Annotated in this window: 17 protein-coding genes and 1 pseudogene; 14 read left to right on the top strand and 4 right to left on the bottom strand. The window is 36.2% G+C overall.

Features of this window, described 5'->3' with window-relative positions; genetic code table 11:
• Positions 1-130: 130 nt before the first annotated feature.
• Positions 131-833, bottom strand: a pseudogene (locus BAOM_RS09660) (DUF421 domain-containing protein).
• A 180-nt stretch (positions 834-1,013) separates the two neighbouring features.
• On the opposite strand from BAOM_RS09660, the gene BAOM_RS09665 reads away from it, so the two are divergent.
• The 10 genes from BAOM_RS09665 (at position 1,014) to BAOM_RS09710 (ending at position 14,781) form a co-directional block, all read left to right on the top strand.
• Complete coding sequence (locus tag BAOM_RS09665) at positions 1,014-1,778, top strand: 3-hydroxyacyl-CoA dehydrogenase (RefSeq protein WP_127760096.1); 765 nt, start codon at positions 1,014-1,016, stop codon at positions 1,776-1,778.
• 36 nt (positions 1,779-1,814) lie between these two features.
• Positions 1,815-2,960: an acyl-CoA dehydrogenase family protein gene (locus tag BAOM_RS09670; protein ID WP_127760097.1), complete on the top strand. Its 1,146-nt coding sequence runs from the start codon at positions 1,815-1,817 to the stop codon at positions 2,958-2,960.
• A 21-nt stretch (positions 2,961-2,981) separates the two neighbouring features.
• Complete coding sequence (locus BAOM_RS09675; RefSeq protein ID WP_127760098.1) at positions 2,982-4,133, top strand: thiolase family protein; 1,152 nt, start codon at positions 2,982-2,984, stop codon at positions 4,131-4,133.
• A 33-nt stretch (positions 4,134-4,166) separates the two neighbouring features.
• Positions 4,167-5,726, top strand: a complete 1,560-nt coding sequence (locus BAOM_RS09680) for a fatty acid--CoA ligase (RefSeq protein ID WP_127760099.1) — start codon at positions 4,167-4,169, stop codon at positions 5,724-5,726.
• 191 nt (positions 5,727-5,917) lie between these two features.
• Positions 5,918-7,570, top strand: a complete 1,653-nt coding sequence (locus tag BAOM_RS09685; RefSeq protein ID WP_127760100.1) for a thiamine pyrophosphate-dependent enzyme — start codon at positions 5,918-5,920, stop codon at positions 7,568-7,570.
• Positions 7,571-7,787: 217 nt separating this feature from the next.
• On the top strand, positions 7,788-8,669 hold the full coding sequence (locus tag BAOM_RS09690) for a fumarylacetoacetate hydrolase family protein (protein WP_127760101.1): 882 nt from the start codon (positions 7,788-7,790) through the stop codon (positions 8,667-8,669).
• Between the two features lie 123 nt (positions 8,670-8,792).
• The gene (locus BAOM_RS09695; RefSeq protein WP_127760102.1) at positions 8,793-10,343 is read left to right on the top strand and encodes a phosphodiester glycosidase family protein; all 1,551 of its coding nucleotides are present in this window, start codon (positions 8,793-8,795) and stop codon (positions 10,341-10,343) included.
• A gap of 531 nt (positions 10,344-10,874) precedes the next feature.
• Positions 10,875-11,867, top strand: coding sequence for a glycosyltransferase family 2 protein (locus tag BAOM_RS09700; RefSeq protein ID WP_127762520.1), 993 nt, complete (start codon positions 10,875-10,877; stop codon positions 11,865-11,867).
• Complete coding sequence (locus BAOM_RS09705) at positions 11,815-12,189, top strand: GtrA family protein (protein ID WP_127760103.1); 375 nt, start codon at positions 11,815-11,817, stop codon at positions 12,187-12,189. The genes BAOM_RS09700 and BAOM_RS09705 overlap by 53 nt, the downstream gene beginning before the upstream one ends.
• Positions 12,190-12,201: 12 nt before the next feature.
• Positions 12,202-14,781, top strand: coding sequence for a YfhO family protein (locus BAOM_RS09710; RefSeq protein ID WP_127760104.1), 2,580 nt, complete (start codon positions 12,202-12,204; stop codon positions 14,779-14,781).
• Positions 14,782-14,850: 69 nt separating this feature from the next.
• On the opposite strand, the gene BAOM_RS09715 is transcribed toward BAOM_RS09710, so the two are convergent.
• A complete protein-coding gene (locus BAOM_RS09715) occupies positions 14,851-16,188 on the bottom strand; it encodes a S1C family serine protease (RefSeq protein WP_252283367.1) in 1,338 nt (445 codons plus the stop codon).
• A gap of 674 nt (positions 16,189-16,862) precedes the next feature.
• On the opposite strand from BAOM_RS09715, the gene BAOM_RS09720 reads away from it, so the two are divergent.
• From BAOM_RS09720 to BAOM_RS09735, 4 genes are all read left to right on the top strand, one after another.
• Complete coding sequence (locus BAOM_RS09720) at positions 16,863-18,941, top strand: sigma 54-interacting transcriptional regulator (RefSeq protein WP_127760105.1); 2,079 nt, start codon at positions 16,863-16,865, stop codon at positions 18,939-18,941.
• Positions 18,942-19,465: 524 nt separating this feature from the next.
• Positions 19,466-20,845, top strand: coding sequence for a CoA-binding protein (locus BAOM_RS09725; RefSeq protein ID WP_127760106.1), 1,380 nt, complete (start codon positions 19,466-19,468; stop codon positions 20,843-20,845).
• A gap of 227 nt (positions 20,846-21,072) precedes the next feature.
• A complete protein-coding gene (locus BAOM_RS09730) occupies positions 21,073-22,344 on the top strand; it encodes an MFS transporter (RefSeq protein WP_252283368.1) in 1,272 nt (423 codons plus the stop codon).
• Between the two features lie 526 nt (positions 22,345-22,870).
• Positions 22,871-23,491: an NAD(P)-dependent oxidoreductase gene (locus BAOM_RS09735; RefSeq protein WP_127760107.1), complete on the top strand. Its 621-nt coding sequence runs from the start codon at positions 22,871-22,873 to the stop codon at positions 23,489-23,491.
• Positions 23,492-23,939: 448 nt separating this feature from the next.
• On the opposite strand, the gene BAOM_RS09740 is transcribed toward BAOM_RS09735, so the two are convergent.
• Both BAOM_RS09740 and BAOM_RS09745 read right to left on the bottom strand, forming a co-directional pair.
• Positions 23,940-24,317: a PH domain-containing protein gene (locus BAOM_RS09740; RefSeq protein ID WP_127760108.1), complete on the bottom strand. Its 378-nt coding sequence runs from the start codon at positions 24,315-24,317 to the stop codon at positions 23,940-23,942.
• A 357-nt stretch (positions 24,318-24,674) separates the two neighbouring features.
• Positions 24,675-25,346: a hypothetical protein gene (locus BAOM_RS09745; protein ID WP_127760109.1), complete on the bottom strand. Its 672-nt coding sequence runs from the start codon at positions 25,344-25,346 to the stop codon at positions 24,675-24,677.
• Between the last annotated feature and the right edge of the window lie 102 nt (positions 25,347-25,448).

A 25,448-nucleotide genomic window follows, 5' to 3' on the forward strand; every position in this document is an offset into this window, starting at 1 on the left:
CTTTGAATAACTATTGCTTTTAAAAAAATTGCGAACCTCCATCAATGTAGTGTATACAGGGGGGTTCGCGAATATCTTTCTTTATAAAACAACCATACCAACTTATCCCCACTACGGCATAGTATCCTCCTTAGTTAGAAGATGAGGATTGAAACTGATAAGTCTGTACAAAAATCCCGTCTCCCTCCAACCATTCAGCGATAAAAACATCTTTATAATCTGAAATATTTTGTGATGAGAGTTGCACCTTTAACCAATGTTCATCAAATCCTAAATCTTTTAGTTCATCCCACAGTACTTCCCCATCACGAATGAGCGTAACAGGAACGTAAACAGGTGTCCCTGAAAGATTGAAATCCTGCAATGTTGTTTTCTTTCTGATACTGTGGTTTTTTTAAAATGCTAATAGAACCGTTCGCCTCTAAATAACAAAAGGCGACTTCTCGAATCGAAAAGGTTTCACTTTGCCGAAGTAAGCTTTGTAACTGATTAATATTCATCCGATTTTTCCTCAACTCTTCTCGGTCAACCACTCTATTTTTAATAAGAGCAGATGGTTTTCCTTCAAAAAGGCCACGAAACCATAAAGATTTTTGTCCAAGATATTCGACTATAAAGAGCAAAATTCCCCATAATACCATGGAGTATATAACATAAAGAATCCCAATTTGATGATCGTATAAGGCGTTGCCTAGTAATTCTCCTAATACTATAGCGGAAATAAAAGTGAAAGGTGTAATTTGATTAATAATTTTCTTGCCAACGAATTTGATGATTATAAAAAGCAGAAAAAATCCCGCAATCAGTTCTATTGTTAAATGCATGATTTTCATGCTATACATACTCCAATCTTTAAACATGATGATAACATTCCTATTTATCTCCAAATCGTAGCTGTTATAATACGAACTTTTTGTAAAAAAAACCATAAAAAGGGTATTGATATATGAATTTTCGAAATAGTCATGCTAATATAAAAGTATATTTCAAATATTTGGGAGAGGGGTACTCGTATGAACATTCAAGATTCAATTGCCATTGTAACGGGTGGAGCTTCTGGTCTTGGGAAGGCGACGGTACAACATATTGTGGAAAATGGCGGAAAGGCCGTCATTCTTGATCTTTTTGAAGAGAATGGTGCGCAACTTGCTAAGCAGTATGGTGAGTCCGTTTTGTTTGTGAAAACCGATGTAACGAAGGAAGAGGACGTTCAAAGAGCTGTCGACCAAGCCGTTCAGCGATTTGGGCAGATTAATACTGTTGTCAATTGTGCGGGGATTGCTATTGCAAAAAAGGTTTTAAGTCGTCGAGGGATTCATGAATTGGAAGCGTTCTCAAAAGTGATTTCTGTTAATTTAATTGGCACGTTTAATGTGATTCGTTTGGCTGCAGAGAAAATGGCTCAAAATGAAGCAAATGAATCAGGAGAAAGAGGGGTTATTATTAACACCGCTTCAGTTGCTGCTTTTGAGGGCCAAATTGGACAAGTTGCATACAGTGCTTCAAAAGGTGGAGTCGCTGGGATGACGCTTCCGCTTGCCCGTGAATTTGCTTCAAATGGCATTCGTGTCGTATCGATTGCGCCAGGCTTATTCCACACACCGATGGTTGACGCGTTACCGGAAGAAGCGATGATTGCTTTAGGAAAAACGGTACCATTCCCATCTCGTCTTGGTTATCCAGAAGAATATGCGAAATTAGCAGAAAGCATTATAACGAATCCGATGCTGAATGGGGAAACGATTCGTTTAGATGGCGCGATTCGCATGCAGCCGTAGACAAAATGATGATGTTGCCTAGAGGAGGACTGACAGTTGAAGCATCCATATTTAACAGATGATCATGTTATTTTTCGACAATCATTGCGTAAGTTTTTAGAAAAAGAGGCTGTTCCTTTTTATGAACAATGGGAAGAAGATCGAATCATTCCACGTTCATTTTGGAAAAAGCTTGGGGAACAAGGATTTTTAGCTCCAGATTTACCAGAAGAGTATGGTGGTTCAGATGTGGATTGGGGCTTTTCTGTTGTGGTCAATGAAGAGCTTGAACGAGTTGGTTCGAGTTTAATTGGCGTAGGTTTGCATAACGATATCGTCGTTCCGTATATTTCTGCTTATGGAACTAGAGCACAAAAATCGCGTTGGCTGCCAAAATGTACGACAGGAGAATGTATTACTGCGATTGCGATGACGGAACCGGGAGCAGGATCGGATCTTGCTAGTATTAAAACAACAGCTGTCTTAGATGGCAATCATTATATTGTGAACGGGCAAAAAACATTTATTACAAATGGAATTCATGCAGATTTAGTGATTGTCGCTTGTAAAACCGATCCAAACGCAGTTCCTAAGCATAAAGGGGTTAGCTTATTAGCGATTGAAAGGGATACGCCAGGTTTTTCAAGAGGCAGAAAATTAAACAAAGTTGGTCTACATAGTCAAGATACAGCAGAGTTGATCTTCGAAGATTGTCGTGTGCCAAAAGAAAATTTAATTGGTGTAGAAGGCAAAGGTTTTACTTATTTAATGGAGAAATTGCAACAAGAGCGGCTTGTTGTTGCAATTTGTGCGCAAGCAGCATCAGAGGATATGCTTCAAGAGACGATTGAATATGTGAAAAGTCGCGAAGCGTTTGGAAAGTCCATTAGCAAGTTTCAAAATACCCAATTTAAAATTGCTGAAATGGCAACAGAAATTAAAATGGGAAGAGCCTTTCTCGACCAATTAATCGCAAAGCATATCGCTGGTGAACATGTAGTAACCGAGGTATCTATGGCTAAATGGAAATTAACAGAGATGGCTCGAAACATTTCAACTGCCTGTATGCAGCTTCACGGTGGATATGGATATATGGAAGAATACAAGATTGCTAGACGCTATCGAGATATTCCTGTAGCCAGTATCTATGCCGGTACAAATGAAATTATGAAAACAATCATTGCCAAAAATCTAGGGTTGTAACCGTTTAGAGGGGGAAGTAGGATGCGCGAAGTGGTCATTGTTGAAGGAGTACGTACACCAGTTGGAAGAAGAAATGGGGTTTTTAGAGATATTCGTCCAGATGATTTAGCTGCAGAAGTGTTGAAGAAGTTAGTGGAGAAGACAGGCATTGATGCAGCGATAATCGATGATGTCATTCTCGGTTGTGTCTCACAAGCAGGAGAGCAAGCGGGTGATATTGCGCGCGTTGCTTCGTTAATTGCGGGATATCCGATTGAAGTTCCAGGTGTAACGCTGGACCGCCAATGTGGATCTAGTCAACAAGCTGTTCACTTTGCCGCTCAAGCGATTCTTGCCGGCGATATGGATGTAATAGTTGCAGGCGGAGTAGAAAATATGTCGCGCGTACCAATCGGTTCGAACTACCAAGGTACTAAAACAAGTCAAAAATATTTAGACAAGTATGAAGTGATTCATCAAGGGCTTTCTGCGGAGCGGATTGCTGAGAAATGGGGAATCACTCGTGAAGAATGTGACCAATTATCTGTAGAAAGTCATGAGCGCGCTCTTCGTGCACAACGTGAAGGATATTTTGAACGAGAAATCATCCCGATTGTTGGAAGTGATAAAGAAGGAAATCTAACCGAAGTGAGGGAAGATTCCGGTCCACGACCAGGAACGACGCTTGAAGTGTTAGCCGGGTTAAAAACGGTGTTTAAAGAAGATGGTGTTATTCATGCGGGAAATTCAAGCCAAATTAGTGATGGTGCAGCTGCGTTACTTTTAATGGAACGAAAGAAAGCAGAGGAGCTTGGCCTAAAGCCTCGTTTTAAAGTACACACTCGCGTTGTTGTTGGTTCAGATCCAACCCTGATGTTAACGGGTCCGATTCCAGCAACTCAGAAAGTATTAGAGAAATCAGGACTTTCCATAGACGATATCGATGTGTTTGAAGTGAATGAAGCATTTGCGCCCGTTGTGTTAGCTTGGTTAAAAGAAACAGGAGCTGATCCGAAAAAAGTGAATCCAAATGGTGGGGCGATTGCGCTCGGTCATCCGCTTGGAGGCAGCGGTGCTCGTTTAATGGTGACGCTTATGCATGAACTAGAACGTACAGGTGGAAGATATGGGCTGCAAACAATGTGTGAAGGCCACGGTATGGCAAATGCAACGATTATTGAAAGACTAGATTGATCATTTATTTATATTGAAGGAGGGAAAAAGGATATGTCCAAAACGATTAGCGAGATTTTCGAAAAGACAGTAAACACATTCCCTAACAAAGAAGCACTATACGATGTCAGAAGAAATAGACGCTTCACCTTCAAAGAATGGAACAATCAAGTAGATGCCTTGGCCAGAGCTTTAAAGAAGGAAGGAGTTAAAAAGGGAGATCGGGTGTCAACGTATCTTTATAATAATGAAGAGTTAGCAACCGCTTTCTTTGCTTGTGCTAAAATTGGAGCGGTATTTAATCCAATTAATTTTCGTCTAATGGCTGAGGAAGTTGCTTGCATTCTACAAGATGCCGAGCCAAAAGTAGTCTTATTTGAACAATCGTTAGAATCGGTTGTTTCTGCATTAGAAGAGCGTTTTCCAACAATAGCATTTTGGTATATTGACGAAGATACTCCATCTTATGCAGCCAATTATCATGAAAAATTATCATCAGCCCCTAATCTAGTGCTAGATGAAACAGTAACAGAAGACGATTGGTATGCGATTATGTATACGAGTGGAACGACCGGAAGGTCAAAAGGAGTTGTTCATCTTCATAAAGAGATGGTTATCCAAAGCGATATTTTATCAAAGGCACAAAAGTTAGACAGTGATGATGTAGGCTTAATTACAGCTCCAATGTTTCATTGTGCTGAGCTGCATTGTGCTTTTTTGCCGAGAATTCGGGCCGGCGCTAAAAATGTCATTTTACATCAATTTAAGCCAAACACGGTATTAGAACTGGTTGAAAAAGAAAAAATTTCAAAGCTTTTTGCCGCTCCAACGATGTGGAATATGCTGCTGCAGGAAGAGTTATCAAAGTATGATTTACGCAGCTTAAAAATAGGTTTATATGGTGCAGCTCCGATGGCACCAACGCTTGTACTCGCTTGCCAAGAAAAGTTAGGTATCCAGCTTGTTCAAGCATATGGAATGACCGAAATGGGACCGGCCATTACATTGCTGCTCGAAGATGACCAAGTAAGAAAGGCGGGGGCAGCAGGTCAAGTCTGTTCTGAGCATGAACTGATTATTGTGCGTCCAAATGAAGATGGTCCTTCGGATCCTGATGACCGACTCCCTCCAGGAGAAACCGGCGAAATTCTAGTGAAGGGTCCTTGTATGATGAAGGCATATTTTCAACGAGAAGAAGCAACCGAAAAAGCGCTTTATAAAGGGTGGTATCATTCCGGTGATATTGGCTATTTAGATGAAGAAGGTTTCTTATATGTCAAAGACCGCGTGGACGATATGATTATTTCAGGCGGCGAAAATGTTTATCCGCGTGAAGTAGAAGATACACTATATGAACATAGCGATGTCCTTGATTGTGCGGTCATTGGACTACCTGATGAGCACTATGGAGAAACGGTTGTGGCCTTTGTTGTGGCTAAAAATTCATCTTTAACCGATAGTGAATTAGAAAATTGGTGTAAAAATAGCGATACGTTAGCTAATTATAAGCGACCACGCAAATATATTTTCTGTAATGCTCTACCGCGTAATGCGAGTGGGAAAATTCAAAAGTTTGTGTTGCGGAAGCAATTAGATGAACTGTTTGCTGAATAAAATCATAATTAGTTAACTAGACGAGGGGGGCTCAATAGGTCGTTACATAACGACGTTTTTGAGTCGCTCTTGTCTCTGCTTTCCATCCGATTTAACGGGAGCGTTTTGCAGAAAACCAATTAGTAATCGAAGATGCGATTTACTAAGCGTTGACTATAGGTTCATAAAGGTAAAAGGGAGGGGCACATAATTTGAAGAGATTATCAGGGGGAGAAGCAGTCGTTCGCGTGATGGTAAAAGAGGGGACAAAGAAAGCTTTTTGTGTTCCTGGAGAGAGCTATTTAGGTGTAATCAACGCATTATATGATCATTCTGATATTCAACTTATTGCTGCACGTCATGAAGGAGGAGCATCCTTTATGGCTGAGGCATATGCCAAAACGTCAGGTGATGTAGGCGTTTGTATGGCTACAAGAGGACCGGGAGCTTCCAACTTGGCTATTGGACTCCATACAGCGATGCAGGACTCTACGCCTTTAGTTGCCCTGATTGGTCAAGTTGAACGTCCTTTTAAAGAGAAAGAGGCATTTCAGGAAGTGAATTTTTCAGGGATGTTTAGCCATTTATGTAAGTGGGCTGTAGAAATTGATCGAGTCGAGCGAATTCCAGAGCTATTACACCGTGCTTTTCATATTGCTCGTTCAGGGCGGCCAGGGCCTGTTGTCGTTTCTTTACCTCACGATATGTTGGAGGATACAACTGAATTCGTCGAACAAAAACCTTATTATGTAGGAGCACCAAGTCCAGATGAGAAGTCTGTTGACGAAGCACTCAAAGAAATCGCACAAGCAAAGCGACCGGTGCTTATTGCTGGTGGCGGGGTTACAAGCTCGAAATCTACTTCATTGTTAATAAAGTTTGCTGAAGCGATGCATATTCCGGTTGTAACAGCTTTTAGACGCTTTTCTGCTTTTCCTAATACTCATCCATGCTACGCTGGTTGGCTTGGATTCGGTACTCCTTCAAGCTTATTGAACTATATAAAAAATGCCGATTTAGTGATTGCGCTTGGAACGCGCTTCTCTCAAGTAACAACACAGGATTATAGCTTGTTGGCAGATGATGCAAGACTTATTCATATTGATATTTCTCCTGATACAATCGGAAAAGTATATGCTCCAACGCTCCCGATTGTAACGGATGTGAAGCAATTTTTAATAAAAGCACTTGAAAGAATTCCGGACATGAGCGATGTGGAAAGAAAAAAACTGATAACAGAACTTCATAAACGATACAGGGAGTTTTCTTCTATAAAAGCTGATTATTCCCTAGATTATGTAGACTTGGATGGCATGATGTACGATTTGGTTAATAAACTTCCGAAGGATGCTATTATAACAAGTGATGCCGGGAACTTTTTTGGCTGGCTATCTCGTTATTATCGCTTTGAACAGGAGAATTCTTATATAGGGCCTACATCCGGAGCGATGGGATATGGTCTGCCTGCTGCAATCGGTGCTAAAGTAGCGCGACCAGAAAAAACAGTTGTTTCTTTCTCCGGAGATGGGGGCTTTATGATGACAATGCAAGAACTTGAAACAGCTGTTCGAGAGAAGATTCCGGTCATTTCAATCGTTGTAAACAATAACATGTACGGAACCATTCGTGCCCATCAAGAGAAGCATTTTCCTAATCGTGTAATTGCTACAGAATTAACGAATCCTAATTTTGCTGAATTAGCGAGATTATTTGGGGCACATGGGGAACGAGTGGGGAAAAATGAGGATTTCATACCTGCATTGGAAAGAGCGCTGTTTAGTGGTAGTCCTGCTGTAATTGAAGTAATGACAAATCCTGCAATTCTATCAGTGAGTCAGCCAAAGGAAATAGCTGAAAGATTATAAATGATTATGGCTTGATTTTAAAACGAGCAGACTTTTACTAAGTTTGCTCGTTTTAGTTAGGCTGTGTTAAAGCTTGGCTACTAGGAGGACTATGAATCATTCTATCATTTTTAAATGTTTTCAATGAAGAATAGTGAGAGAAGATAAGTGAGCTGAAAATGGTAAATAGTACTATGATATAATGGATATATTCTACAAATATAGAAGGTGAAAAATAATGAAGTTTATAACAGCTCGAAAAAATGGACAAGCTTTTGTAGGTGTTTTAGATGCTTCAGAAGCATTGGTGTTACCATTGACAAAGAAAGAAAATGGATTTGCTTTTCCTCAAAGCATGATTGAATGTATTGAATTAGGAGATGAATTTGTCAAGCAAGCAGAGAGAGTATTACAACAAGCGAGTCAATCTGATTTTCTTGAGCTTGATGCAGTTGAGCTGTTAGCTCCCATCCCTCGTCCTCGAAAAAACATCTTTTGTGTCGGAAAAAATTATCGAGAACATGTAATTGAAATGGGAAGTAAGGATGATATTCCTGAACATGTGATGGTGTTTACAAAAGCGCCAACTACTGTAATTGCTTCTGGAGCACCGATTTTATCTCATCAAGAAGTAACCGAACAGCTTGATTACGAAGGAGAGCTAGCCGTTATTATTGGCAAAGAAGGGAAAGCGATTACGAAAGAAGAAGCGTTAGATTATATATTTGGTTATACAATCTTAAATGATGTCACAGCGCGAGATTTGCAGTCGCGTCATAAACAATTTTTTATCGGAAAAAGTTTGGATACTACTTGCCCTTTAGGTCCATGCATTGTTCACAAATCAGTCATTACAGATCCGAGTGCTTTGCAGATTGAAACAAAAGTAAATGGAGAAGTTCGGCAATCTTCGGAAAAAGAAAAAATGATTTTTTCGATTTCTGAGATTATTTCTGTGCTATCACAAGGAATGACCCTTGAACCGGGAGATATTATCGCAACAGGCACACCATCAGGGGTAGGAAAAGGATTCAATCCACCGCGCTTTTTACGAGCCGGCGATGAAATTGAAATTACCATTGATCAAATTGGTGTCTTAAAGAACACGGTTAGCAATTAAGAGTATATACATAAGAGAAAAGAGGGGAGCCTTGAGGGCCTCCTTTTTTTACATACGATTCATTTATGAGTAATATTACTGAAATCGTCTAAGACTAGGAAGTAAAAAAGGATAATGAGATAGATGAATAAGGTCATAACTCCAATTATTGTACGTTCACTCCTTTATATCACCATCTTTCTATTTATATCCGTACCTTCTAGTACTTTTGCTCAATCAACTAACCAAAATGAACTTCCTTTAGGCATTTCTGGACTTCCTGAAACTCGCTTTGTTCAACAACTAACATCAGGAGTCACTTATACTTCTATAAAAAGAGGGATACCGTCATTTGAAGAGTACTATTCCGTAGATATGGGATTTTTTTCAGATTTAAAAAAAGCAAAAGTAACGAAACAAACGTTAAAAAAATACGGGTTCGATTCGTTTATACTGCCGATTTATAACGAACGATATAATGATTTATATAAAGATGTGCTAGGCTATGTCATTAAATCGGGGAAATTTAAGACACAATCCGAAGCTATTCAGTGTAAAAAAGAATTAGTTGAAAAGGGATTTTCAAACGTAAAAGTCTCATATAGTGGATGGGAAAGAAGAAATATAACAGGCCCCTGGTCTATCCATATTATTGAAATCGGCCGAAACCTTATCCATCACATGACTGCATCTTTAGCATTAAACACAGTACAAGGTAGAGAAACAGTCTCAAGTATCGCTAAGCGGATGAATTCACTTGTAACCATTAACGGTGGATATTTCATTATGCACAAACATGCTGGAACTCCTGGAGATTTAATAGGTATTTCTGTTGTTGGTGGAGAGCTAAATAGTGAAGCCATTAATAACCGTTCTGCCTTTGTACTAGGCGGAAAATATACAGCCATTGCCCCAGTGTCTACTTCTTTATACATTCAATCTTCAAAAGGTGCTGTAAGAACTATAGATGGTCTGAATCGTATGATTGGAAAAATAAGAGGGTGCGGAGGGCGTTTTGATCAACAACTTAGGCATAATATTACTTGTACCAATCATAATGAATTAGTTCAGTATCGGCCTATTTATGGAACGAGAACCCCTGCTGGTAAAGGAACAGAAGTAGTATTAGACAGCAAAGGGACGGTTATTAAAATAAGAAATTCTCGTGGACAGGCTATTCCCGCTAAAGGGTCTATTATTGCTGGAATAGGCGAAGCAGCAGAGTGGTTAAAGAAGCACGCTGTAATTGGGGAAAAACTTATGATTTCAACAAAAGTGATGAGTAATCAAATTCCGATTTCCCTTACTAAAGAAACCCACATTGTAAATGGGGGTCCGCTTTTATTGAAAAATCAGCAGTATATGATTACAGCCAAAAAAGAAGGATTTGCGCATAGTGATAAGTTTTTTTATAAATTTGGTATTAAGCGAAATCCACGTACGTTAGTGGGCATTAAACCGAATGGGAATATCCTGCTTGTTGTAGTAGACGGTCGAAATGAGCAAGTTAGTGTAGGACTTAGTTTTGGAGAAAGTGCGATGTTAATGAAAGCATTAGGCGCACAAGATGCTCTAAATTTAGATGGCGGAGGTTCTACAACGATGGCGATTAACGGAAAAGTAGTAAACCATCCATCCGATGCAGCAGGAGAGAGGGCTGTTGGCGATGCGCTTTCGTTGGTTGTGAGTGAGTAAATTAAATGATAAAGATCCGAATGAAACAATGTAAAGAGCTGTCACTAATGATACTGAGAATTAAATCAGGAGAAATTTTTCTTCTAACTGAACATATTTAAGAATAGAGTTACTGAAATCTTGAGAACAGTGGTTAGTACTTTTTAAGATTTAGCTATGTTAAATCATCTTGTTGATTAAACGATTTTTGGTGCCATATAACAAAACCATTTTTTTAGTAATGAAAAAATAATAAAAAAGGAAGTGTAAGATATGACACTAACAAACGAACAAGTAATGGATAACACCAAACAGTATAGTTAATGATAAAAGAGGGTTCCTTGAAGCATTTTAATTGATAAGAAAGCAAGTTCCTCAAATATTCACAAATGGGATTTTTAAAAATTCCCAAAGGAAAATTCTTGCTTTTAGGGGATTGTAAAATAGGAGTAAGAGTTTCCATAGTATAAATATCATGTTCAAACTATCCAAAGAAAAAATACTAATTTGTTCTTTGGTGTTACCAGAAAATCACTAAAAGAAGGTGCAATAATGAATTTTCGCCTCATTTCAATTATCATTCCCTCTTTTAATGAAGCAAGTAATATCGAACTAATATATGAAGCTTTGGTTAAGGAATTTGTAGGGGTTAATTATGATTATGAAATTCTTTTTATTAATGATGGAAGCACGGATGATACGTTACTTCGTATTAAAAAGCTGGTGTTAAGGACCCAAAAAGTAAAATATATTTCGTTCACAAGAAATTTTGGAAAAGAATTAGCACTTTTAGCAGGTTTTCAACATGTTAAAGGTGAAGCGGTGATTGTTATGGACGCAGATTTACAGCATCCTTGTGCGTTAATACACTCTTTTATTAACGGATTCGAAGAAGGGTATCACCAGGTAATTGCCCAACGTAATCGTAAAGGAGATAGTCGGTTTCGTTCGTTCATTTCATCTCTTTACTATTGCATCATTAATAAAGTCGTTGATGTGGAATTAAGAGATGGCTGTGGTGATTTTAGACTTTTAAGCCGCAAAGCTGTTGATGCGCTATTAATGTTAAATGAAGGAAATCGTTTTTCGAAAGGGTTATTTTCTTGGATTGGTTTTAATCAAAAAATTATTTATTATGAAAATGTTCCACGACAAAACGGAAAGACAAAATGGTCGTTTACAAAATTATTGAATTATGGAATTGATGGGGTTGTATCTTTTAACAATAGACCGCTTAGAATCTGTTTTTATACAGGTGCCTTTATTTTATTACTGTCTCTTGTTTATATTTTTATTAATTTATTTCTAATTATAAGAAATGGTATCGCTGAACCTGGGTACTTTACAACGATTTCCTCAATTCTTTTCCTAGGAGGTATTCAACTGCTTTGTCTTGGTGTCATTGGTGAATATATTGGAAGGATTTATTACGAAACTAAAAATCGCCCTCATTATCTAATAGAAGAAACAAATATAAAAAGTGGAGAATGTTATGAAGGTAATCGGCCGAGAGTTTATAAAATTCATCGTAGTGGGGATTATTAATACTTTCAATTATTACATTGTGTATTTATTTTTACACGCTATTTTAGAAACAGATTATATGATGGCTCATATAGTTGGTTTTATAACAAGTTTAGTGATTTCATTTTTTTTAAATTCTTATTTTACATTTAAAGTGAAACCAACGTTAGATAAGTTTTTGAAATTTCCATTAACGCAGCTCGTTAATATAGCACTATCTTCTTTGTTTTTGTACGTGTTTGTCAAGCATATCCGTATTAATAGTACGATTGCACCGGTTCTGTCCATCTTCATTACAGTTCCTCTCACTTTTGTTATAACGAGGAAAATACTGAAAAAGTAACGGGGATTTTACATGCAAAAAAAGCGTAACCTTTCTATTTTAGTTTGCAGCATTGTTCTTGCAATTCTTGCTCACTTGTTTTTTTTACATGAGTGGACACAGGATAGATACATGGTTGGGCCTAATGATGGTTTACAACAGATCGTAACTTTTAAAAAGCTCATGTACGAGCAATATACAAGTAAGAACTTTTTTTACTCTTATCGATATGGTTTAGGTGGGGGAATATACAGTCAATTAGCTTATTATTTCTCGACTTCGTTTGTTTTTATTCTAACTGTAGCTATCGTTTTCTTCTTTCAAACTGTTCGTTTAATTGAGGAGCCAGATATTATCTTTTGGGCAAATGCTGCTGTTTTTATAAGTGTATGCCGGTTAGCGCTCATTATTTTTATGACGACACAAGTTTTTAGATATATGAAGAGTAATTGGCTAGCTGCATTAACAGGGGCTGCTGTTTATGGCCTATCAATCATATATTTCCGTCATGTAGCTTATTGGGAATTTTTTGCGGATGCGATGCTTTGGATTCCGTTGCTTGTCTTTGGCGTAGAAAAAATTGTTCGTGAAGCACGATTCGGATGGTTTACTGTCGCGGTAGCGATGACGCTTTTTAATAATTTTTACTTTGCTTATATCAATCTAATCTTCATTATGATTTATATCGCCTTTCGATTGGTTATTCGAATAGAGGATACCGAAACAAATAGGTGGAAGCAATTTAAATTATATGTTAGCAGCGGGTTCATCGGTTTTGGGATGAGCGCGATGTCGTTTATACCCGCCGTTTACGGTTTTTTGAATAATCATCGACCACCATATAACAAACCAATTGGGATTGTTGATTTTACTGATAATATATTATTTACAAGCCCTGTTATTATAGTACCTACCCTTTTTTTACTTTTTCTTTTTACGTATTCATTATATAAAATTCCGACCTTTCGGTTGTTTGCCTTGATTAGTATTGTTTTTCTTCTTCTTCATTTTAGTCCACTCGCGGCGAGTGTATTTAATGGCTTCTCCGCGCCTCAATATCGCTGGGAATACTTGTTGTCATTTACGATGGGGGGAGCAACAGCCACAGGTTTACATCATTTATACAAGTTAAGTAAAAAGGAAATTGTGATATCAAGTCTTTGTGTTATCACTACATATTTTGTCTTCTATTTCTCTGACCGGACATTGGGTATCTATTCTTTACCATGTATCGTAATGTTAATGGTGATGATTTTAACCCTTATTTTAATCTTTGGTTTCATTTGGAAACGTAACAAGTCATGGCATCTTTTATTGCAGTTAGGGGTTTTACTAACCCTTATACTAATTGTTAATGTTTGTCAATATGCAATTTCAGTAGTGGGTGACCTTAATCAAGTGTCAAAAAATTATTTAGTCAGTAATGAGTACAATGGGGAAGAACAACGTAAATTGATTCAGCAAGTTAAAAATAGAGAATCTGATCCATTTTATCGCATTGATTGGAAAGTCAGGTCCTTGAATAATACACCAATTGTTCAAGATTTTAACGGTCTGAGTGTTTATTCGAGTATCCTAAATAAAGATCTACTCTTTTTGTATTTATATGATTTAAACATTGATACGGGACGGGAAAGTGTAAGTCGTTATGCAACGCTTGGAAATCGGGCTAACTTATATAGCATGTTTCAAGGTAAATATATGATCACAAAAAAAAACAAAAAAGCTCATATTCCATATGGATTTAAGAAAATAGAAGAGTCAAAGCACTATGTCCTATATCAGAATACAAATGTATTACCATTCGTGCGCACGACAAATCAACTTTTTTCCGAAGTGGATTTGAAGAATTCCTCAGTTCTAGAAAGAGAACATGCCATGTTAGAAGGGGTCATCGTACCAACTGTAAATACAGTGAACACTCAAATACCTAATGTACCGAGTGTATTGAATGACACTACCATTGAAACGGTTGGTTCCTCATTTAATAACAATAAATTATCTGTCACAAAGACTAAAGGTGGGCTTGATTTAGTCATCCACCAACCAGGTTTAGATATAAAGGATTATTACGTTAGCTTTCATCTTGAAAGTTTAGCCCCAAATCAAGGATTCACTCTTAAAGTCAATGACTATAAAACAACACGCAAGTCCAATCAATCCATCTACAAAACTGGTGTTGATGATTTCACAATTCGCGTTCCAAAATCAAAGAAAATTAAAATTCGACTGCCAAAAGGCAATTACATTCTTAAAGATTTGGCGTTATATGAGGAGAATTATCACACATTAGAAACGGCGCAAAAGCAAGATTATAAAACAGCTCATATTAAGTGGGTTCGGAATAAATTAACAATTACATATAACAACCAAAGCAGTGATCGTTATATGATGTTGCCGATTCCTTTTGAAAAAGGCTGGGAAGTTATGATTAATAATGAAAAGCAACCATTCGAAAAAGTAAATTATGCTTTTTTGGGATTTCCCATAAAAGACGGGATCAATCATATTACATTAGTTTACTATCCGCCGTTTTTTAGGATTTCTTTAGTTTTAACAATCGTAAGTACCATACTTGCCCTTTTTATTCTCTCGTATGACTTTAAAAGGTAAGCAACCTATTAGATTAGACGTAAAAAATAGGTTGCTTACCTTATTCACTAAATTTAAAATTTCACCACGTTATTCTTTCTCTTTTTCTTTCTCCTCCTTTTGTTTTTGAAGGGCAATCAAGGCATCTTGCTCGTCGACTTTCCCATCTCCGTTTAAATCAGGAATGAAATTTTCAGTGGTAGTTGTCGGAGCAGTGTTTGCAATTGCCACAGGCTTTGGTTTTAGAACAAAAGTAAACACCATTAACAGGATAATCAGTAATCCAGCTACACCATCGATAATATAGAATATCGTTTTATAGTCGGACCAGAGAATTTTACTGTCATCGATTTTTTTCTCGGAATTAGCAATGTACTGCTTGACTTCAGAGTGATTTGGGAAGATTCTTTCGACAGCTTCAAACTTTTCTAATGCATTTTTGTAGTAACCGCCCCAATATAGTGTCAAGCCTTCTTTATAGAGCTGATCTGTACGGCTTCTTGTATTTTTTGCTCCAGCCTGATTAACAAATTCTTTAACGGTATCGACAGGTACGGCAAAATTGAAGCCTTGAACCTCTTGACCATTCACGGTATCTCCTCTAAATGTTAACAATCCAATAATTTGACCTTTTTCATTGATTACCGGTCCGCCGCTATTTCCGTGTGTTGCTGCTGCATCTAATTGAATAACGGGACTGCCTTGTTCTGTCTTTTTGGAAGTAGCGGTAATTTGTCCTGCGTTCATGGAAGATTCTAAAGAGGAATCAGGGGATAACAAATCTGAATCTGCTGCTGCAGGGTACCCAATGACCCAAATATTATTTTGATCCTCTATGGTTTCTGAATTTCCAAGTGGTAAAGTAGGAAGGTTTTTTCCTTCAATTTTAAGAACGGCTACGTCTTTTCCTTGGTTCACAGGGGCCCCATAGCTTTTTACTTCACCGTCAAGAATATCTCCACCAGGTAAAATCACCTTTAATACTCGAGTGATTTTCGTGTACTTCGTGTAGCTAAGCATATAATTATAGGTCCATTCATAATCCTCTTGGAAGTAGTCAGCAATTCCAGCGACTAATTGTTGGAAGGCTGCGTTAGCGAGATCCTCATCTTCCATCTCAGAGCTTTCGACAACATGAGCATTGGTCACGACATAGCCATTAGGGCTAATAATGGCACCTGAACCAGATCCACCGATAAGGGTCTGATACTCTATTTCTTGCAGATATGCATCAACTAGAGGTCCAGCTTGGGTCAAATAATCATTAAATTGCCATTCAACAATCGCATAGTCGATAATGCGTACGACTGCGGGTTTTGAATATTCAGACAATTTTTCAGCTTGTTTAATGTTTGACGTGTCAGGCTTGATGCTTAATAAGAAGAACGACGTCACAATCATGGCAATAAGTAAAATACTAATCGGCACAGTAAAAAGGGCTCTCTTTTTCAGTACAACCACCTCTTGGTATGAGAATAGGAATTTCAAATCACATACAATATATTCATAGACAAAGTCCGATAAATTTTGTACCAAAAAATAAAATAAGCAGTAAGACTCCGCAATTAGTGGGTGTTAAATTCCATTAAAATAAACAGGAAGAAAACGAGCTAAGCAGGGACTAGTAAGATAAGAAATAGTAACCGAATAGAATAAAAGAAGTTATTGATTATAATTATTTTATGTTAACTAACTATTTTATAAAGGAAAAATTAATGGATCGAATGTTTTTCTATATAAACGGAAATCTTTGCAGAATCAAAAATTATATATATATTTCATGATTTATCTCGATAGAATATATAAAATTACTTTAAATCCCTAAATATATTAAAAATTATATTTTATTTTTATTAGAAATCTGTATTTGACTCATTTTCTCTCTAATTGTAAGGTAATTCCTTTTTTTTGAAAATATAAAGTGATATGATTAACTTATTCCTATCATTTTTGCATCGACGCTAGTAGGAGAGAGAATATATTGGGTGGAAATTAGAAGTGAATCTATCAAGGGCGGCAAATGAACATTGAAATGGCCATCCTGACTATACAGTCGATGAAAAGGTGTTCTACATAAAAAAAGACTAATAGGGGGATGGTTCATGAACATGCTTATTAAGGATATGGTCATGAAAACGTCAATACGAGTCAAGGAAAACCAATATCTAAAAGAAGTATTAACATATTTTGAACAAACTAACGTCGATAGTTTACCGGTATTTAATATTTGTAATCAATTAATAGGTATTTTAACTAAAGATACTGTAATGATTGGAATTCAGAATCATGAAAATGTAGTGTCAAACTTACACTTGGATCAGGACTATATGATTGTTTCAGAGAATGATCATATTCAGGGTATTATAAAAAAACAGAAAAAGTTTTATTTAGTGCAAAACAAATATAAATCTATTATTGGGATTATTAGCCACAATGATCTTAACTATATGCATATAAGTATACTAGAGCGACGTTTAAAAGAATTAGAAGCTGTATTTGAACATGCCCATAACGGAATTGTAGCTATTGATAAAAATGGTATCATTACTTCATTTAATCCTGCCACGGAAAAGATAAGTGGGGTAAATAGAGAGGGTGCGTTAGGTAGGTTTTTAAATGATGTCTTTATTCCGAGTGGTATGCTTGAAGTTCTTCGTACTGGAGAACCACAATATGGAACGAAATATCAAGTTGGGAATCGAAAATATATTTCGAATCGAACACCCATTATAGAAAATGGTGAAGTGACGGGTGTTGTAGCAGTTTTTCAGGATATTTCCGAAATTGAAAAAATTTCAGGAGAGCTGCAATCTGTTCGTGAATTAAATCAACAATTAGAAGCTATCATAGCTGCTTCATATGATGGGATTGTGATTGCAGATTCAACAGGACAAATCATCAGATACAATCAAGCATTTCTCACATTCATTCAAGGTGACACCAATGATAATCTTAATGGGAAGTTTATTTTTGAAGTTTTTCCGTCTTTCAAAATTGAAAATATAAAACAAATGTTAGAAGGGAAACAATCTATAGCTTTATTGAAAAAAACTGAAGCCAATGTAACCTTAATTATTACGGTCAATCCTGTTCTTAATAAAAATGAACATATAGACTTTGTTGTGATTAATATTCAGAATATTACGAAGTTTATTCAATTGCAAGAAGAAGTTGAAAATAATAGGAGATTAACAGAACGTTATAAAGAAGAATTAGAACAATATCGAGTAGAACTCAAATCTCGTGCTAATTTTATTGCAGACTCCCCAATCATGAAAAAAGTAGTCCATATTGCTAAAAAGGTATCGGCCTTCGATTCTACGGTCATGATTTTTGGGGAATCAGGAACGGGAAAAGAAGAGCTTGCAAGGATTATTCAATTAAACAGTGTACGGAGCGAAGGTCCTTTTATTACAATTAATTGTGGAGCCATACCAGAAACCTTACTTGAATCTGAATTATTCGGTTATGAAGCGGGGGCATTTACAGGTGCGGGAAAGAGTGGAAAGCCTGGTATGTTTGAGCTAGCTCATAATGGAATAATTTTTTTGGATGAAATTGGGGAATGTCCTCTTTCTATACAGATAAAGCTACTGAGGGTGATTCAAGAAAAAGTAGTAACTCGCTTGGGTGGTACTAAATCTATTAAGATAGATGTTCGAATCTTGGCAGCTACGCATCGCAATTTGGAGGAACAAGTTAAAAAAGGGGAATTTCGCGAAGATTTGTTTTTTCGTTTAAATGTAATTCCTATCACATTACCGCCGCTTCGAGAAAGAACAGAAGATTTACTGCCTTTGATTGAAATGTATTTAAATGAGTTTAACCAAACATATGGGATGTCTAAACAGATAGCATCGGATGCCTTTGAAATACTTTTTCGCTATAAGTGGCCAGGAAATATTCGAGAATTACGAAATGCTATTGAACGTTCTTTTGTGCTGTCTGAAGGAGAATACATTAATGTAAAAGACTTTAGTTTTTTACAAAGTGAAATGATTGAACAAGATACGGAAATAGATGATGAAGAAATTCTTCCGTTAAAGGAAGCAGTTATGAATTTTGAAAATAAGCTCATTAACAGAGCGTTGAAGAAGTATGGAAGCACATATAAAGCTGCTAATATTTTAAATGTGGATCAATCAACTATTGTTCGTAAGTTACAGAAAATGAAAACATAAACAAAATCAGAAGGAATAAGGAGTAACAAAACAGCCTACAAAAATATGAATGAAGCCGTTCAAACTAGCTATTCATATAATCGGAAAATTTCTAATAGGATTTTTGATAGAATTTGAATTAAAAAGACAATGAATAAATGGAGGAAAGGAGCTGTGTCACAAGTCGATTTTTGGCTTGAACACGCTCCTTTTGAATAACAGGAATGTTGATAACCAGCATTCCTGATTTTTAATTTCCAGAGAATTTCTCCGTTTGTGGCCCTCTTATATATCTTTTGATTTTGAAGCTACATGCGGGCAGAGAGAGTAATCTTACTTTCAAGGATAAAAGGAATGATGTATGACTAATGTATTATTACATTAGATGATGAAAGCATACATTGTTTTTTAGAGGAAATGTTTGAAAACCTCCGTATATCAAGTGTTGAGAAATGGCATGATTCTTGCAAATGATTAAATAAAGACATTAAAAATTCTCAAGAATAAAAGGTGGTGATCATCTGGTTGTTCAAAAAGTATCTAACTTGTCATACTTGCTTACTTCACGTTCGATTGCAGTCATAAGTGAAACTTTCAATCCTCATCAGGTTGGGGGAAGAGTATTATTAAACTTACAGAAATCTAAATATCAAGGTAGAGTTTATCCTGTTACTTCTGAGTTTGAAGAAATTTTCGGAATGAAAACGTTCCCAAACTTGAGTAGCATACCTGAAGAAGTAATTACAGTAGTTATTACGTTACCTCCCAAGTCTGTTTTACCTATCCTTGAAGAGTGTGTAGAAAAGAAAGTGAAGTTTATTATGATTCCCAGTACAGATGTTATTGAGAGTGAAGATGAGAAGTTTGCTTTTGAGCAATTATTGAAAACGTTTACTGAGGAAACGGATATTCGGATTCTAGGTCCGGATTGTTCAGGAGTATTTAATATTGTTAAATCTATTGGTATTTCTGGTGTTGCAGATTATGAACCAAACTGGTTACAAAACGGCAAGATTTCACTTATTACGCAGGGGGAAGGGTTAGGGCGAGCCGTTTTAGATGCAAACCACTTAGGAATTGGGTTTAATTATTGGATTTCTACGGGGAATGAAGTTGATTTAGAAACAGCTGATTTTATCCAGTATTTTTCCCATGATGTTTCCACTCAAGTTATTTTAGTGATAATAGAAAGATTAAAAGACAAATGGAAATTTCAAAAAGCTGCAGAGACAGCAAGAAGGTTCGGAAAGCCTCTTATTGTGCTAAATATAGGACAGGTAGAAGAGGAGATTTCCACTAAAGAAGAATTAAACAATAATAAGCAAGTTCATTCTGATTTTTTTAAAGAACTGGATATAATCCAGGTTTATGATCTTGATGAACTTCTTAATGTAAGTTGGTTATTCTATAAATATGGACATCCGCAAGGAAATCGGATTGGTATATTTTCTTACTCTAATGGAGTATCAGCATTATTAGCTGAGAAGTGTAGACAAGCTAATCTGCCTGTTCCGGATATTACAGATGAAACGAAATCAATAATTCAAGATTTTTTTCCGAATCTAGAGACTCCTGCCAATCCAATAAATATGAAAATATATGTCTATCAAGATATGAGTGATGTTAGTGAATGTCTAGAGCAGTTTACGAATGATCCCAATATAGATATAGTGTTTGTTCTTTATTCGTATAAATTAGGAATTTATACAGAAATGTTAGTGAGGCACACTATAAAAATGGCACAGCGGGTGAATAAACTCATTATTCCATTATGGTTATCTTTATCAGGTGAATTAGAGATAAGTTATGAAATTCTGAAAGAAAGTGGACTTCCATTTTATTCGTCCGCTAATGCTGGTGTCAGTGCTATCAAACATTTTACAGACTATCATATGAAAATGAGTCGATTAAACACCCTTATGTGAAGGATTTAAAAATACCAGGATTCTCAGTTGAATTATCGGATATACCATCTAGCGTTCAGCGATATCCGCCGTTGCTTGGAGAACATACTGATGAAGTATTAAATGAACTTGACTACTCTTATACACAAATTAAAGAGTTAAAGAGAGCGAAGGTATTTTGACTTAGAATGATTCATCAAAAGCAAGCGATTGCATACGTGATACTACGCAATAAAAAAGGGGGACAGATGATGGAAAAAAGCCAATCAAATCGAAATTGGATTATTGTATTCGTCGCTTGTTTTTTAGGTCTTATGGTAGATGGAATGGATTTGCAAATGCTATCGTTAACAATTCCTGCTTTAATGGAAGAGTTCCAAATTACAAAAACACAAGCAGGGATTATTAGCACATGGTCTTTAGTAGGTATGGCCGTCGGTGGCATTATAGGTGGTTGGCTATCTGATCGATTTGGTCGGGTACGGATGGCAACCTATATGATGATCGTTTTCTCTGTAGGAACTGCTTTACTTGGTTTAGTGCAAACATACGAGCAATTTATCGTCGTTCGATTTCTTTCTGCTATCGGGATTGGAGCGGAATATTCTATAGTCACAATGCTTATGGCTGAATATGTACCAACGAAAAAACGGACAACTATTTTAGGTTCATTACAAGCAGCTTATTCAGTTGGTTACTTAGTAGCGGCCTTATTGGCAGGTGCAATCTTACCGATTTATGGATGGCGGCCTCTTTACCTTATTTCTATTTTACCTGTAGCTTTAGCTATTTATATCAGATTTAAGATACCAGAACCTCAAGGTTGGTTAGAAGCAAAACAACAACCGAAACAATTCAAGAAAAATGAATGGCTCACAATCTTCAAAGAACCGAAAACAAGAGCAATTTTCCTGTTCTGGATTATTACTTCAACCTTTTTACAGTTTGGCTATTATGGTGTAGGGACTTGGTTGCCGACTTATATTATCGAGGATTTAGGTTTCAATTTTAAGACGATGACAAGTTATCTTGTTGGAAGCTATACAGCCATGATTTTAGGTAAAATTCTTGCAGGTTGGTTAGCAGATAGATATGGCCGTCGTAATGTATATATTCTAAGTGGTTTATTGACAGCTATTTCTTTACCGGTCATTTATTTGTATAACACACCAGGCAATATCATTATCTTACTTACAATCCTTGGATTTTTATATGGTGCACAATATGGAATTAATTCAACGTATATGAGCGAAAGCTTCCCGACACACATTCGGGGTACAGCTGTAGGCGGTGCCTATAATATCGGACGATTTGGGGCAGCGATAGCACCTATTATCATCGGTATTATTGCCGAAGCTCAATCCATTGGGTTCGGCCTGGCTACGCTAGGTATAGCCTATGCATTATCCGGAATTATTCCAGCCTTATTTATTCGAGAAAAAATGTATGATCCATTTAAAAATAAAGAAAACAGTTTAGGTAATGAAAATGAAAACGTTTCCGAAGATCGTGTTATGTGATGTAAACGTTGAGCAGATTAAATAGAATGTGAGTGTTAGATTTATCCTATTTAATTATACTAGTTTAAGAATTTAAAAAGAGAGTGAAAAATGATGTGAGAGGATGTGTTTAATAGTCAGGTTCACTCATGAGAACGCGATTAGTATATGAGCCTATATTAATCTTTTAAAAGCCTTGGTATGACTGAATTTTTCAGTTGCCAAGGCTTTTCTTTTTATTTTCAATTTGGAAGATGAATTCTATTCAAAAATTGATAAATAGAACTTCAGTTCAATCTAATAGTTTGTGAAGAAATGTTCTTAAACTAAAGGGTAGCATTACTGCAACAATAGTAATGCTTTTCTTCTTTAAGTAAAGGGCAGCATTAGTTGTGCGACTTTTTTTAAGAAAATTAGTTCACTATTCAAAATTTAAGTAGTTTGAATTTATATACTTAAAGTAATCTTGCCTAAGTTAAAAAAGACGAAATAATAGCATTTATAGTGTAGTGTAATATTTGTATTCGTAAAAAGGAGGATTTTACTTTTGAATGTTTTAATTTTAGGTGCAACTGGACGAGTTGGAAGTCAAATAGTGACTTATGCCCTTCATGACAGACATCATGTTACTGTATTAGTTCGCAATCCAGAGAAGTTTCAAATAAATAATGAAAATTTAACCATTATTCAAGGGAATGTTTTAAATAAAGATGATATAGTACGTGCAATGCATGGGATTGATGTAGTTATTAGTGCACTGAATACTGATGGCACAACCACTCTATCAGAAAGTATGCCACTTATTATCGAAGCAATGGAAAACGAAGGTATGAAACGAATAATAACAATAGGAACTGCGGGTATTCTGCAAAGTAGAACCACGCCAAATTCTCTGCGTTATCAATCAAGTGAATCAAAGCAGAAGTCAACCCGTGCAGCGAAAGAACATCATAAGGTGTATGATCTGCTTAAACAATCAACAATTGAATGGACCATTGTATGTCCAACGTATTTACCTGATGGAGAAAGATTAGGTGAATACCGTGTGGAACGTGATTTTTTGCCAGTGGATGGAGTTAAAATAAATGTATCGGATACAGCAGAATTTACATATAAGCAGATTGAAAGTAACAATTATATAAAATCACGTGTAGGTATCGCCTACTAATAATATTCTCTTACATTATTACTTGCTGTCACAAGGTAAAATTTATTGTTTGTGAAAAATTGTACTTAAACTAAAGGGGAGCGATTGTTGAATACAACTTAGATTTTTAAACGACTTTATTGTCACTTAACATAAGGAAGGTAAAATAGTTAAATTAATGGCAGGTTCTATAACAAACGGAGTCTGGGAACAACAGATTTATACTTTTAAAAAGTAAGAAGAAAATCGTACCTTGTTCTTTAACTAAAGGATACATTAGTTGAAGAAGGAAAAGTTAGTTCATAAAATAAAGACTTATCCAAATGGCGTATCTAAATCACATCCAGCTTATTAAGCTAAAATGGATCGTGATAAAGATGGATATGCTTGTGAAAGATAAAAACGTTATTGAATAGTGATTGGAAGCCAAAAAAAGCCCTTCTCATTCGAGAGGGGCTTTAAATGTTAGTTACATACAGACAGCAGCTAAGACCTTTTGAACATCATAAATGTTATTATCCTTTTTAAATTGCTTCGATATAGCTGGTGCTTGGGCTCCTGAAATCCATATCTTTAATTCTGCATCTAAATCAAAGTGTCCAGCAGTTTCTACACTAAAATGAGAAATACTTTTAAAAGGAATTGAATGGTATTCGATTTTTTTACCAGTAATCCCTTGCTTATCCACTAATATAAGACGCTTGTCTGTAAATACGATTAAATCTCGTACTAACTTAAATGCAACGTCTACTTCTTCACCATTGATTAAAAGTTGTTCTAGTTCTTTTTTTGCCTCATCTTTACTTATTGTGGATGCATTTCCTAGTAATCCATCTAAGAATCCCATTGTTTTCCTCCTAATAATTCAATATGTAAATAGTACCAGTTTTGGATAATGGTTGTAAATAAAGAGTGTTGAAAGTTTTATGTTAAATTCGTGAAGTTGAAGGGTTTAATCTCTCCGGTACTGAATTCTTGCAGAATACTTAGGGGCGAATTTATATATAAAGGACATGGTCAAAAGGTACACTATCACTACCTTGCCTTTCGTGTTAAAAGCAAATAATCCCTTACTTGTTTAAATAGGGGTCTATTTATTTTACATAATCAACCATATTGTTTATGATATAGGTAAAGTTCTTATGTCCCCCATGACATAACGTTCCGAAAAGCCCTTACTCGATGAGTAGGGGCTTGATTGTTGTTAAAATGAATATTCTACTTGCTGTTCTTCTGTAATGTTTTCGTAAGAGTCTGTATCGTATGTGCTACCCCAGACAAATTTGATTTTTGAAATATCAGCATCTTTAACAACAAAACCATCTGTATATTCTTTCGTGACTTTTCCTAAGAATTCCGAACTACCATCAGAGTCTGTATAAATCATATCGTTCATATCTACATCGATTTGCTGCCCTTTATCTGTGACAGCGTTCAACAATGAGTTCCATCCTATATTTTTCTCTTCTAAATTCTCAGCATCATATGAAACTTGAACATAGATTAATTCATCGCCAATTGCCTTACCGTCATTATACATTTTATAAGCTTCTTTTGTTGCTTCGTCCATGTCAGTCTTTTTGAATAATTTAATTTCTTTAACTGTGACTTTTAAAGGCGAAATATCGATAGTTTCGTTTACATTTTTAATCTTTAATAACTCTAGTGTTCCTCCATCAACTTCCCCTTTTTGTCCAGCTTTCGTAAATACGATATCGCCATTCTCTGTTTTTTCAGGTTTATTAGAAACCTCTTTTTGTTCAGCTGGTTTCGGATCTTCCTTTGGCTCTGTGCTACTCTGTGTATTTTCCTCTCCACAAGCAGCTAGGCCTAATGCTAGTAAAGCAGTCATGCCCATTAGTAAAAATTTCTTCAAAATTATTGCCCCCTTAAATAATACTGGTTCAAACAACCTGTATTAAAGGTTACTAGTTTTGGAGAATTCTTGTAAATAGACCTTTCATTTTTAAAATTGGTT

Source organism: Peribacillus asahii (genome assembly GCF_004006295.1).
Classification (GTDB): Bacteria; Bacillota; Bacilli; order Bacillales; family DSM-1321; genus Peribacillus; species Peribacillus asahii_A.

Excerpts from the sequence above, each read along its gene's own strand:
- BAOM_RS09665 (WP_127760096.1), top strand. The coding sequence starts at position 1,014 with ATGAACATTCAAGATTCAATTGCCATTGTAACGGGTGGAGCTTCTGGT.
- BAOM_RS09675 (WP_127760098.1), top strand. The coding sequence starts at position 2,982 with ATGCGCGAAGTGGTCATTGTTGAAGGAGTACGTACACCAGTTGGAAGA.
- BAOM_RS09680 (WP_127760099.1), top strand. The coding sequence starts at position 4,167 with ATGTCCAAAACGATTAGCGAGATTTTCGAAAAGACAGTAAACACATTC.
- BAOM_RS09690 (WP_127760101.1), top strand. The coding sequence starts at position 7,788 with ATGAAGTTTATAACAGCTCGAAAAAATGGACAAGCTTTTGTAGGTGTT.
- BAOM_RS09695 (WP_127760102.1), top strand. The coding sequence starts at position 8,793 with ATGAATAAGGTCATAACTCCAATTATTGTACGTTCACTCCTTTATATC.
- BAOM_RS09700 (WP_127762520.1), top strand. The coding sequence starts at position 10,875 with ATGAATTTTCGCCTCATTTCAATTATCATTCCCTCTTTTAATGAAGCA.
- BAOM_RS09705 (WP_127760103.1), top strand. The coding sequence starts at position 11,815 with ATGAAGGTAATCGGCCGAGAGTTTATAAAATTCATCGTAGTGGGGATT.
- BAOM_RS09710 (WP_127760104.1), top strand. The coding sequence starts at position 12,202 with ATGCAAAAAAAGCGTAACCTTTCTATTTTAGTTTGCAGCATTGTTCTT.
- BAOM_RS09720 (WP_127760105.1), top strand. The coding sequence starts at position 16,863 with ATGAACATGCTTATTAAGGATATGGTCATGAAAACGTCAATACGAGTC.
- BAOM_RS09730 (WP_252283368.1), top strand. The coding sequence starts at position 21,073 with ATGATGGAAAAAAGCCAATCAAATCGAAATTGGATTATTGTATTCGTC.
- BAOM_RS09740 (WP_127760108.1), bottom strand. The coding sequence starts at position 24,317 with ATGGGATTCTTAGATGGATTACTAGGAAATGCATCCACAATAAGTAAA.